Genomic DNA, 11,262 nt, shown 5'->3' with positions numbered 1-11,262 from the left:
CCCCCCCCCCCCCGCGCCGCTATGCTCGATGTCGCTATGGGCGGCGGGATGGGTGGGGACGACGGCGCGAACCAGGACACGGTTCGGCGCCAGAACCTGGGCGCGGTGCTGCGGCAGATGCACCGCGCCGGGCAGCTGTCCCGGGCGGCGCTGACCACCGCGACCGGTCTGAGCCGATCGACCGTCGCCGGCCTCGTCGCCGACCTCGAGGACCGTGGGCTCGTGGACGAGGGCGACGCCGTCGTCACCGGGTCCCCGGGCCGACCGTCACCGGTCGTGCACATCCGCGGCGACGCGGTCGCGGTCGTCGCCGCGGACCTGCAGATCTCCCGGGTCACGACGGCCGTGATCGGCCTGGGCGGCGACGTCCGGCACCGCACGTCGCGGGATCGCCCCATCGGGCGTCGTGAGGTCGAGGCCACCCTCGACCAGCTGTGCGAGCTGATCGAGCAGGCGGTGGTGGACGCCGGAGCCACCCAGATCATCGGTCTTGGCGTCTCCGTCCCGGGGATCGTCCGACACGACGACGGCCACGTGCACCTGGCGCCCAACCTCGGGTGGACCGACGTCCCGCTCGGCGACCTGCTGCGCGAGCGCCTCGCCGCCTCCCGGACCGCCGTCGCGGTCGGCAACGAAGCCGATCTCGGCGCCCTCGCAGAGCACGTCCACGGCGCCGGCGCCGGCACGCGGGACATGGTCTACGTGTCCGGCGCGACCGGCATCGGGGGAGGGGTCATCGTCGGCGGACGCCCGCTGACCGGCGTCGCCGGGTACGGCGGCGAGGTCGGGCACATGGTCGTCAACCCCGACGGGCTGGCGTGCCGCTGCGGGTCCGTCGGCTGCTGGGAGACCGAAGCCGGCCAGGCGGCCCTGCTCCGACACATGGGGTGGGCGGACAGCGACGAGCAGCGCGTGGTCGCCGCCGTCCTGAGCGAGGCCGCGGCGGGTTCGGCTCGTGCCGGCACCGCCCTCGCGGAGGGGGGGCGGTGGCTCGGGCTCGGGCTCGCCCCCCTCTTCAACCTCTTCAACCCGCCGCCGGTCGTGCTCGGTGGCCTGTACGCGCGGGCCTTCCCCCACCTCATCGACGCCGTCCGCCAGGAGGTGGACGGGCGGTCGCTCCGGCCGTCGCGCGCCCTCGCGGCGATCACCCCCGCGATGCTCGGCGAGGACTCCTCGCTGCTGGGCGCGGGCGAGCTCGCACTCACCCCGCTGCTCGCCGACCCCACGGTCGTCGAGCGCACCGCGGGCGACCCGCGCACCCAGACCCAACCGGCCTGAACCGGTCGGGTCGGGCGATCACCCCTCCGCGACGAGCTCGGCGATGCGGTCGCCGAGCTGGTCGGTGGTGGCGCCCATGTCGGGGCCGGCCATGGCGTCCATCTCGACCAGGACGGTGGCGGCGGCGTCTTCCAGGGCGGTGGCGGCGTCGGGTTGGCCGAGCTGGGCGAGGCACAGGCTCGCACTCAGGACCGCGGCGACGGGGTTGGCCCAGCCCTTGCCGGCGATGTCGGGGGCTGAGCCGTGGACGGGTTCGAACATCGAGGGGTGGGTGCCGGTGGGGTTGAGGTTGCCGCTGGCCGCCAGGCCCAGGCCGCCCTGCACCGCCGCGCCCAGGTCGGTGATGATGTCACCGAACAGGTTGTCGGTGACCACGACGTCGAAGCGGTCGGGGGACTGCACCAGGTACAGGCACATCGCGTCGACGTGGACGTAGTCCCGCTCGACGTCGGGGTAGTCGGCCTCCCCGATCTCGGTGAAGGTCCGCATCCACAGATCACCGGCGTGGTTGAGCACGTTGGTCTTGTGCACCAACGTCAGATGCCCGTTGCGGCCGCGGGCCCGGTCGAAGGCGTCGCGGACGACCCGGTCGACCCCACGGCGGGTGTTGACCGACTCCTGGGTGGCGACCTCCGCGGCCGTGCCCCGGTAGAGGCTGCCGCCGGCGCCGGCGTACATGCCCTCGGTGTTCTCCCTGACGATGACCATGTCACAGCGGTCCGGGGTCAACCCCGCGACGGGGGTCGGGACACCGGGGAGCAGCTTGACGGGACGGAGGTTGACGTACTGGTCGAAGGCGAAGCGGAGCTTCAGCAACAGGCCGCGTTCGAGCACCCCGGGGGGCACCTCGGGGGTGCCGACCGCGCCGAGGAGGATCGCGTCGACGTCGTCGAGCTCGGCCATCACGCTGTCGGGCAGCACCTCACCGGTCGCGAGGTAGCGACGGCCACCCAGGTCGTAGTCCACCCTCGAGGTCGTGAACCCGAAGCGGGCCTCAGCGGCATCCACCGCCTTCAGCGCCTGAGCCGTCACCTCCGGCCCCACCCCGTCACCGCCGATGACGGCGAGCGAGTACGTCGTCATGCCTCGGCCGCGTACGCGTCACGCGGGACCGTCGCCGGCTCCGGCCCGACCTCGTCGTCCACCCCGTCCCCGGTCGCGAGCGACCGCCCCGACGCCTGGTCGAAGACGTGGACGCGATCGATGTCGACGCCCACGTCCACCGGATCGCCGATCGCGTGGGTGACCTCCGGCGGCGCCTTCACGCGGATGACCGTGTCGCCGACCTCGACGTCGACGAGCACGCGATCGCCGAGCGGCTCCACCGCGTACACCACGCCGCGGACCGGCGGCAGACCGGGACGCGACCGGTCGACCACGAGGTCCTCGGGGCGGACGCCGAGCTGGAGCGGGCCCTCGGCCCCGCGCGCCTGCGCGGGCGCGGGCAGCCGCCACCCCTCGCCCACCAACTCCGCGCCGTCGAGGCGACAGCTGAGGAGGTTCATCCGCGAGCTGCCCACGAACGTCGCGACGAACCGGTTGACCGGCTGGTCGTAGATCTCGTCGGGGGTGCCGACCTGTTGGATCTCGCCCTGGTGCAGCACGGCGATCCGGTCGGCCATGGACATCGCCTCGGCCTGGTCGTTCGACACGTAGATGAAGGTCCGACCGACGTGGCGGTGCAGCCGCATGAGCTCAGCGCGCATCTCCACGCGGAGCTTCACGTCCAGGTTGGTCAGCGGCTCGTCCATCAGGAACGCCCGCGGCTCGCGCACGAGCGCGCGGCCGAGGGCGACGCGCTGCTGCTCGCCGCCCGACAGCTGACCGGGGCTCCTGGCGAGCAGGTGGCCGATGTGCAGCAGGTCCGCGACCTCCCGCACCCGCGCGTCCGCGTCGTCGGCGGGGATGCGCCGGGCCCGCAGGGGAGAGGCGATGTTCTCAGCGACGGTCTGCTTGGGGTACAGCGCGTAGCTCTGGAACACCATCGCGACGTCGCGCTCAGCCGGTGTGGCGGCGCCGGCCGACATGCCGTCGAAGCGGACCTCGCCGCCGTCGGGTCGCTCCAGCCCGGCGATCACGCGCAGGGTGGTCGTCTTCCCGGCGCCCGACGGGCCGAGCAGCACGAAGAACGACCCGTCCTCGATGTCGAGCGAGATGTCGCGGAGGGCCTCGACGTCGTCGAACGCCTTGGAGATGTGCGTCAGCTCGACGCGGCTCATGCAGCCACCTTCCCTGTGTCCTCGTGGTACACGCGCGGCTCGGTGCCGATGAACGTGACCTCGACCTTCTCGTCCGCGCCGAAGCGCGTCGTCGGCGGGGTGCGGACGTGGACCTGGTGACCGTCCATGTCCACCGCGTAGATGATCTCGTCGCCCAGCGCCTCGCGCGCCACGACGGTGCCGAGCCCGCCGGCCCCGTCGTGCGGACGGTCGATGGCGAGCCACTCGGCCCGCACCCCGGCGACCAGCCCGTCGGTCCGCGGCAGGTCCCGGGGGATCGGCAGCCGCAGGCCCGAGGGGCTCCGCAGGCTGTGGTCGTCGACCTCGACCGGGAGGATGTTCATCGCCGGCGTGCCGATGAAGGAGGCCGCGAACAGCGACGCCGGGCGGTCGTAGACCTCGAGCGGGGTGCCGACCTGCTCCAGGCGGCCCTGGTTCATCAGGGCGATCCGATCGCCCAGCGACATCGCCTCGACCTGGTCGTGCGTCACCATCACCATCGTCGCGCCCAGCCGGGCCTGCAGGTGCTTGAGCTCGGTCCGCATGTCGAGCCGCAGCTCCGCGTCGAGGTTGGTGAGCGGCTCGTCGAGCAGGAACGCCTGCGGCTCGCGCACCATCGCGCGGGCCAGCGCGATGCGCTGCTGCTCCCCGCCGGACAGCTGGTGCGGCTTGCGGCCGAGCAGCTCCTCGAGCCGCATGGTCTTGGCGACGTCCTCGATCCGCCGTGCCGCCTCCGCCTTGGCGACCTTCGCCGCGCGGAGGGGGTAGCCGATGTTGTCCCGCCCGTTGAGGTGCGGGTAGAGGGCGTAGAACTGGAACACCATCGCGATGTCCCTGGCGCCCGGGGTGAGGTTGTTCACCACCCGGTTGCCGATGCGGATGTCGCCGCTGGTCTGGCGCTCCAGCCCCGCGATGCAGCGCAGCGTGGTGGTCTTGCCGCAGCCGGAGGGGCCGAGCATGACGAAGAGCTCGCCGTCGGCGATCTCGAGGTCGAGGTCCTGGACGGCGACGGTGCCGTCGGGGAACTGCTTGTGCAGCGAGGTGATCGAGATCTCGGCCATCAGCGCCGCACCGCCCCGAAGGTCATGCCGGCGACGAGGTGCTTGCGCACCAGGTAGCCGAAGACGAGCACCGGGAGGGCGAAGACCATCGCCGAGGCGGCGACCAGCCCCCACTGGGTCTCCGAGCCGCCGAACAGGCCGGCGATCGCGGGCGGGGCGGTCCGGGCGGCACCGCCGCCGGGCGTGAGGAAGATCGCGAACACGAACTCGTTCCAGGTGAAGATCAGCGAGAACACGGCGGTGGCGAAGATGCCGGGGCGGAGCAGGGGGAGGAGCACCGTGCGGAACGCCTGGATGCGGGAGAACCCGTCGACCATGGCTGCATCCTCGTACTCCGCGGGGATCTCGTCCACGAACCCCTTGAGCATCCAGATCGTGAACGGGAGGTTGAAGGCGGTGTAGAGCAGGATGAGGCCCAGCCGCGTGTCGAGGAGCCCGAGCGACCGGTACATCAGGAACAGGGGGATGACCGCCACGACGGGTGGGATGAACCGCGTCGAGAGGATGAAGAACAGCTGGTCCTTGCCCGCTTTCAGGGGGAACCGCGAGTAGGCCCAGGCGGCCGGCGTCCCGATCACCGTCGCGAGCACGGTGGCGGTGACGGCGACCACGACGCTGTTGGTGAAGTTGGTGACCAGGGCGGACGCCTGCCGGTCCGGACCCGAGGTGCCGCGCGCGATGAAGACGTCGCGGTAGTTGTCGAGGGTCGGGTCGAACCCGACGAACTCCGGCGTGGAGGACAGGATCGAGGACTGCTCCTTAACCGACGCCTCGACCATCCACAGGATCGGGAACACCATGAAGATCCCGAGGATGACGAGCAGCGACTTCTCGACGACGGTTCGCGCGCTCATCGGGTCCGCAGCCTTTCGAGGTACTTGATGAAGATGACGGCGAGGATGTTGACGACGATCAGCATCAGCACCCCGTACGCCGACGCGAGGCCGGTGTCGAAGTTGCGGATCGCCAGCTTGTAGATGTGGAAGCTGAGCGTCTCGGTCGTGCCGCCCGGTCCGCCGCCGGTCACGATCAACACGATGTCGAAGAGGCGGAAGGCGTCGATGATCCGGAACAGCACCGCGATCAGCAGGATGGGCCAGACGATCGGCAGCGTGATGCTGCGGAACTTGAACCAGTCGCTGGCCCGGTCGATGTCGGCCGCCTCGTAGAGGTAGGCCGGCACGGCGTTCAGGCCGGCCAGGGCGATGACCATGATGAACGGCGTCCACTGCCAGGTGTCGACGAGGATGAGCGAGATCAGGGCCACGCCCTGCTCGCTCAGCCACTGGGGTCCGTCGACCCCGACCATCCGCAGGGTGCCGTTCACCACGCCGAAGCTCGAGTCGAGCATCAGGCGCCAGAACGCGCCGACGATGACCGGTGAGAGCATCATCGGGATCAGGAAGATCACCGTCAGCAGCCCGCCGCCGCGTCGTTGCCGGTGGATCAGGTAGGCCAGGCCGAAGCCCAGCACGGTCTGCAGCCCCACCGCGCCGACGACGAACAGCCCGGTCGTGATGGCCCTCGAGCGCACCTGGTCGCTCGAGAGCAGGCGCGTGTAGTTCTCGAACCCGACGACCTCGACGTCGGCGTTGCCCGTCGCCGAGTAGTCGGTGAAGGACAGGACCACCACGTACAGCAGCGGGAAGATGAACAGCCCGAAGAGCAGCAGGAGGGTGGGGGCGACGGACAGCCGCCCCAACCACCGGTCAGGGAGCCAGCGCCAGCGCGCCGCCGCTGGTGGGGCGGCGAAGACCGGGCTGATCCCTGCCGCATCCTCCTCCGGCGGCGCGCTGACCGACATCAGATGCCGCCGTCCAGGATGCTCTGCTCCTGCTCAGCCAGGCTGTCGAGCGCCTCGATCGGGTCCTGCGTCCCGGTGATGGCCGCGTTGGCCTGGGTGCTGTGGACGTCGATCATCTGGAAGAACTCGGGGATGGCCCAGAAGTCCTTCAGGCTGTCGACGGAGTCGGTGAACGCCTGGTTCCACGGACGGGCGTCGATGAAGGCGTCGGAGTTGAGCGCGTCGGTCCGCGCCGGCACGCCGCCCGCCTCAGCCCACAGCTCCTGGACCTCGGCGGAGGAGAACCACTCCATGAACTCGAGCGCCGCATCCTGCTCGTCGGAGTAGGCGGACACGTGCATGCCCATCCCGCCGAGGGGGGAGACGTCGACCTCGCCATCGGGCAGCTCCGCGAAGCCGAGCTTGCCGAGGATCTCCTCCTCGGTCTCGCCGAGGGTGGAGTTCTCCGGCAGCTGGATGCCCTCCAGGCCGGCGACCCAGTTCATGCCCATGCAGGCCTCGCCCTGGTTGATGGCGGTGTTGACCTCGCCGATGAAGGCGGTGCCGACGCCGGAGGGTGCGAGGGGCACCATCTCCTCCACCAGTTGGGTGATGGCGGCCTGACCGGCCTCGTCGTTGACGATGCCCTCGACCTGGCGGCTCTCGGGGTCCCAGATCTCCCCGCCGTTGACCCAGATCACCTGGTTGAGGGTGATGCCGGCGGTGTCGTAGTCGGGAGCGCCGTGGAAGGCGAGGCCGGCGATGCCGTTCTCCTCCTGGCACTGCGCGGCGACCTCGAGCATCTCCTCCCAGCTGCCCGGCGGCTCCTCGCCGATCAGGTCGGTCCGGTAGACCAGCACCCAGGTGTCGGCCAGCAGCGGCAGGCCGTAGACGTTGCCGTCGGGGTCGAACTGGCCGTCGGCGGCGAGGGGGTACTGGGCGTAGGCGGCCAGCAGGTTGGAGGGGTACGCCTCGAGGTCGATGTTCTCGTTGGCGAACTCGGTCAGGTCCATCACGTGCCCGCCCTCGACGGCTTCGCCGATGAACTGGCTGTCGAGGATCGGGATGTCGAAGCTGGTCTCGCCGGCGGCGAACTGGGTGAAGATCGCGTCGTGCCACTGCCCGAAGGGCACCGTCTCGACGTTGAAGTCGACGTCGGGGTTGACCTCTGCGTAGTTCTCGTTGGCGAAGTCCTCCAGCAGCTGGGCAGGCGCCCAGTCGAACCACACGAGGTCGAGCGTGGTCGGCCCGCTGGACCCCGCCCCCTCGTCGGCATCGGCGTCGGCATCGGCATCGTCGGAGTCGTCGGCCCCGGCGTCGGCGTCGGCGGCGTCCTCGCCGCCGCCGTCGCTCGCGTCGGTGGCCTCGTCCTCGGCGGTGTCCCCGCCGGCGTCGTCGCCGTCGTCGGAGCCGCTGCACGCAGCCGCGAACAGCGCCAGGACGAGGCAGAGGGCGAGCGTGCGGAGCACGCTGCGGCGGACAGTCGATGTGGGTGTCATGTATCGGCTCCTTGTAGGGTCACGTGCTCCAGGGGGGGTGGAGTTCCCCTCCCGCTGAAGATGTCGGCGAGGGCGCGCAGGTCGGCCTCGGTCGCCTCGATGGCCGGTGCGACGGCCTCCATGAGGGCGTAGGCGTGGACGAGGCCGTGGTGGCGCAGGTGGGTCGTGGGGACGCCGGCCGCGCGCAGCGCGGCGGCGTAGGCATCCCCCTCGTCCCGCAGGGGGTCGTGCGATGCGGTGCTGACCACGGCGGGTGGCAGCCCGCTCAGGTCGGACGCGGCCGACGGCGAGGCGTCGGGGTCGTCTGCCGGGGCGTCGTAGTGGCGCAGGAACCAGGCCATCGTGGCGGCGGTCAGGCCGTACCCCGAGGCCATCTCCACGTACGAGCGCGTGCTCATGGTGAGGTCGGTGACGGGGTACAGGAGCAGCTGCGCGGCGATGGCGGGGGTCCCGGCGTCCCTCGCCCTGCGGGCGGTCACGGTGGCGAGCGCACCACCGGCGCTGTCCCCGGCGACGACGACCGCGTCGGGGTCCCCGCCGAGGTCGTCCACGTGCGCGCAGGCCCACCGCGTCGCGTCCACGGCGTCCTCCACGGGATCGGGGAAGGGGTGCTCCGGCGCCAGCCGGTAGTCCACGGCCAGGACGACGGCGGGGAGGACCTGGGCGATCCGTCGGCACAGGTCGTCGTGGCTGTCGAGGTCGCCGATGACCCACCCGCCGCCGTGGAAGAACACCACGGTGGGGAGGGTGGGCCGTCCGGCGACCACCGCGGCGGCCGGCCGGTACCGCCGTGCGGCGAGGGCGCGCCCCTCCAGGTCGATCCGGAGATCGTCCACGGCGCCCACGGGCATCGGTCGGTGATCAGGTCCGCGACGCGCCGCCATCACCCGCCGGTACTCGGCGCGAGCCTCGGTCGGCGACAGCTCGCTGTACGGCCGGAGGCCGAGTCGAGCCGTGGCCGCCAGGCTGGCGTCGACTGCGGGGTGGAGGTCCATGGCTTGGTGGCGGGGCTAGACGTCGCGTCCGCCGTCGACCTCGAGGCCGTGGCCGGTGACCAGCGACGCCTCGTCGGACGCGAGGTACACGGCGGCCCAGGCGATGTCCTCGGGCTTCGACATGCGGCCGAGGGGGATCGTGCTGACCACCTCTGCGCGCCGCTCGTTGTCCATCTCCTCCTCGCCGGTGAAGACCTTCAACATGCCGGTGTCGCCCATGACCGGGTTGATGGCGTTGACCCGGATGTGGTGGGGGGCGAGCTCGAGCGCCAGCGTCTTGGTGAGGTTGAGCACGAACGCCTTCGAGGCGTTGTACAGGTTGAGGAGCGGCCGGGGGCGGACGGCCGCGGTCGACGCGGTGTTGATGATCACGCCGCCGCCCTGGGCCTTCATGATCGGGACCACCGCCCGGCAGCCGGCGAAGACCCCGTACATGTTGACCGCCGCGAGCTGGTCGAACAGCTCGTCGGTGGCGTCCTCGATGGGGGTCGGCGCCTGCGCGATGCCGGCGTTGTTCACCATCACGTCGATGCGTCCCCACCGCTCGGCGGCGGTGTCCACCGCGCCGCGCACCGCGGCGTCGGCCGTCACGTCGACGGCGGCGGCGGCCGCGTCGTGGCCCGCCTGGCGGAGCTCCTTGGCGACCAGCTCGGCCGCCTCGCCGTTCAGGTCCGTCAGCAGCACGCTGGCGCCCTCGGCGCAGTAGCGGCGGGCGATCCCCTCGCCGAAGCCGGAGGCCGCCCCGGTGACGACGGCGACCTTCCCGGCCAGGCGACCCGCCCTGGCGTCGTCAGCCACGGGAGGCGACGTACTTGTCGAGGACGGACATGAACGCCCGCGACCACTCCGGCAGGTCCGGCCACCCCGTGCAGGAGACGATGTTGCCGTCGACGACGTCCTTCCCCTCCTGGTAGGTGGCGCCCGCGTTGACGATGTCGCCCGCCAGGGGTGGGTACCCCGACGTGGTGCGCCCCTGCAGCAACCCGTAGGCCTGGGGGACCTGGGTGCCGTGGCAGATCAGCCCGACGGGCTTGTCGGCCTCGAAGAAGTGGCGGGTGATGCGCTCGCAGTCCGCATCCAACCGGATGTACTCCGGCGCGCGACCGCCGGGGATGACCACCGCGGCGTAGTCCGCGGGATCGACGTCGGCGAACGCGAGGTCGACCGGGAGGTGCCGGCCCTGCCGCTCGGTGTAGGCGTCCCACCCCTCCTCGAAGTCGTGGACGACCAGCTTGACCAGCTTCGTGGTGGGCGCGGTGACGACCACCTCGTACCCGGCCTCGCGCAGCCGGAACACCGGATACATCGCGTCCAGGTCCTCGGCTGCGTCCCCGGTCAGGATCAGCACCTTCTCGGCCACTTCGGCTCCTTCCGTACCACTCGGTGAGTAGATTGTTGACAATCTACGAGTGGCTCGGATCGGGGCGCAAGGGGTTTGTTGGGTGGTCTACACAATTCGTCCGGATGCGGTCAGCGTGTCACCCGTCGGAGCCGTGGAAGGTCGCGTCGTCGACCTGCAGGGCGACAGCGCGGTCCATGTGCTCCTGGACCAGCTCGAGGGCGCGGGCCTCGTCGCCCTCCTTGATCGCGGCGACGAGGTGGCGGTGCTGTGGGACGATGTGCTCGGGGACGGGGTAGGCGGTGCGCAGCCTGATGAGGCACATCCGCGTCTCGACGAGGAGGGTCGAGAACATCCGGACCAGCCGCTTGCTGCCCGCGGCGGCGACCAGGGACTCGTGGAAGCGCAGGTCCACCTCGGTGATCTCGTGCCACTCGCCGCCCCGGGCCGCCTCGGCGAGCCGGTCGACGGCGTCCTCCAGCACGGCGATGGCGTCGGCATCCCCCGCCGCCATGAGGAGCCGGATCGCCGCCCCCTCGGTCACCGCCCGGCAGCGGTAGACGTCGATGACGTCCTCGAGGTCGAGCGTGGCCACGAACGTGCCCCGGCCGCGGTGCGAGACCAGCAGCCCCTGGGCGACCAGTCGCTGCAGCGCCTCGCGGATGGGGCCCCGGCTGACCCCGAGGCGGGTGGCGAGCTGCGCCTCGTCGAGCCTCGAGCCGCTCTCGACGCTGCCGGACATGATCGCCTCGGTGATGCGGTCGGCGATGACCGCGCTGGTCGGCGCCGACGTCAGCGGCTTGAGGCTGTCGAACGTGGTCATGGTCCTCCTGTGGGCTGCGCCCCGGACACCCGCCACCGCGACGCGCACCGTGGAGAGTGTAGATTGTTGACAATCCTAGCACGCGGGTGCTTCGCTGAGCACCGGCCGACATCGAGGAGCACCCCGCCGTGACCAGCCCTGGACCATCCCGCGATGGCCGTGACCACGTCGTGGTCCACAACCCCTCCACCGGCGAGGTCGTGGGCACGGTCCCGTGCCACGGTCCCGAGGCGGTCGACGCGGCCTGGGGGGGGGGCGCGGCGCG

At 71.4% G+C, this 11,262-nt stretch carries 11 protein-coding genes; 1 reads left to right on the top strand and 10 read right to left on the bottom strand.

Annotated features, from left to right (window positions below; translation table 11 throughout):
- Positions 1-1,278, top strand: a 1,278-nt coding sequence (locus tag ACEQ2X_RS09480) for an ROK family protein (protein ID WP_370325567.1), incomplete at its 5' end; no start/stop codon positions are given.
- An 18-nt stretch (positions 1,279-1,296) separates the two neighbouring features.
- On the opposite strand, the gene ACEQ2X_RS09475 is transcribed toward ACEQ2X_RS09480, so the two are convergent.
- The 10 genes from ACEQ2X_RS09475 to ACEQ2X_RS09430 form a co-directional block, all read right to left on the bottom strand.
- Positions 1,297-2,361: a 3-isopropylmalate dehydrogenase gene (locus ACEQ2X_RS09475; protein ID WP_370325566.1), complete on the bottom strand. Its 1,065-nt coding sequence runs from the start codon at positions 2,359-2,361 to the stop codon at positions 1,297-1,299.
- Positions 2,358-3,497, bottom strand: coding sequence for an ABC transporter ATP-binding protein (locus ACEQ2X_RS09470; protein ID WP_370325565.1), 1,140 nt, complete (start codon positions 3,495-3,497; stop codon positions 2,358-2,360). The genes ACEQ2X_RS09475 and ACEQ2X_RS09470 overlap by 4 nt, the downstream gene beginning before the upstream one ends.
- Positions 3,494-4,558: an ABC transporter ATP-binding protein gene (locus ACEQ2X_RS09465; protein WP_370325564.1), complete on the bottom strand. Its 1,065-nt coding sequence runs from the start codon at positions 4,556-4,558 to the stop codon at positions 3,494-3,496. The genes ACEQ2X_RS09470 and ACEQ2X_RS09465 overlap by 4 nt, the downstream gene beginning before the upstream one ends.
- Positions 4,558-5,412, bottom strand: a complete 855-nt coding sequence (locus ACEQ2X_RS09460; RefSeq protein WP_370325563.1) for a carbohydrate ABC transporter permease — start codon at positions 5,410-5,412, stop codon at positions 4,558-4,560. The genes ACEQ2X_RS09465 and ACEQ2X_RS09460 overlap by 1 nt, the downstream gene beginning before the upstream one ends.
- Positions 5,409-6,362, bottom strand: a complete 954-nt coding sequence (locus ACEQ2X_RS09455) for a carbohydrate ABC transporter permease (protein ID WP_370325562.1) — start codon at positions 6,360-6,362, stop codon at positions 5,409-5,411. Before ACEQ2X_RS09455 ends, ACEQ2X_RS09460 begins: the two co-directional genes overlap by 4 nt.
- The gene (locus tag ACEQ2X_RS09450) at positions 6,362-7,840 is read right to left on the bottom strand and encodes an extracellular solute-binding protein (protein WP_370325561.1); all 1,479 of its coding nucleotides are present in this window, start codon (positions 7,838-7,840) and stop codon (positions 6,362-6,364) included. Before ACEQ2X_RS09450 ends, ACEQ2X_RS09455 begins: the two co-directional genes overlap by 1 nt.
- Complete coding sequence (locus ACEQ2X_RS09445; protein ID WP_370325560.1) at positions 7,837-8,835, bottom strand: alpha/beta hydrolase; 999 nt, start codon at positions 8,833-8,835, stop codon at positions 7,837-7,839. The genes ACEQ2X_RS09450 and ACEQ2X_RS09445 overlap by 4 nt, the downstream gene beginning before the upstream one ends.
- A gap of 15 nt (positions 8,836-8,850) precedes the next feature.
- Positions 8,851-9,633: an SDR family oxidoreductase gene (locus tag ACEQ2X_RS09440; RefSeq protein ID WP_370325559.1), complete on the bottom strand. Its 783-nt coding sequence runs from the start codon at positions 9,631-9,633 to the stop codon at positions 8,851-8,853.
- Positions 9,626-10,195: a DJ-1/PfpI family protein gene (locus tag ACEQ2X_RS09435; RefSeq protein WP_370325558.1), complete on the bottom strand. Its 570-nt coding sequence runs from the start codon at positions 10,193-10,195 to the stop codon at positions 9,626-9,628. Before ACEQ2X_RS09435 ends, ACEQ2X_RS09440 begins: the two co-directional genes overlap by 8 nt.
- A 118-nt stretch (positions 10,196-10,313) precedes the next feature.
- The gene (locus ACEQ2X_RS09430; protein ID WP_370325557.1) at positions 10,314-10,997 is read right to left on the bottom strand and encodes a GntR family transcriptional regulator; all 684 of its coding nucleotides are present in this window, start codon (positions 10,995-10,997) and stop codon (positions 10,314-10,316) included.
- Positions 10,998-11,262 lie beyond the last annotated feature (265 nt).

This window comes from Euzebya sp. (assembly GCF_964222135.1).
In the GTDB taxonomy this organism is placed as follows: Bacteria; Actinomycetota; Nitriliruptoria; order Euzebyales; family Euzebyaceae; genus Euzebya.
This window is presented reverse-complemented; position numbering and strand designations above follow the sequence as displayed.

Bases quoted from the DNA above. Each gene is read 5' to 3' on its own strand.
- ACEQ2X_RS09475 (WP_370325566.1), bottom strand. From the start codon at position 2,361: ATGACGACGTACTCGCTCGCCGTCATCGGCGGTGACGGGGTGGGGCCG.
- ACEQ2X_RS09470 (WP_370325565.1), bottom strand. From the start codon at position 3,497: ATGAGCCGCGTCGAGCTGACGCACATCTCCAAGGCGTTCGACGACGTC.
- ACEQ2X_RS09465 (WP_370325564.1), bottom strand. From the start codon at position 4,558: ATGGCCGAGATCTCGATCACCTCGCTGCACAAGCAGTTCCCCGACGGC.
- ACEQ2X_RS09460 (WP_370325563.1), bottom strand. From the start codon at position 5,412: ATGAGCGCGCGAACCGTCGTCGAGAAGTCGCTGCTCGTCATCCTCGGG.
- ACEQ2X_RS09455 (WP_370325562.1), bottom strand. From the start codon at position 6,362: ATGTCGGTCAGCGCGCCGCCGGAGGAGGATGCGGCAGGGATCAGCCCG.
- ACEQ2X_RS09450 (WP_370325561.1), bottom strand. From the start codon at position 7,840: ATGACACCCACATCGACTGTCCGCCGCAGCGTGCTCCGCACGCTCGCC.
- ACEQ2X_RS09445 (WP_370325560.1), bottom strand. From the start codon at position 8,835: ATGGACCTCCACCCCGCAGTCGACGCCAGCCTGGCGGCCACGGCTCGA.
- ACEQ2X_RS09430 (WP_370325557.1), bottom strand. From the start codon at position 10,997: ATGACCACGTTCGACAGCCTCAAGCCGCTGACGTCGGCGCCGACCAGC.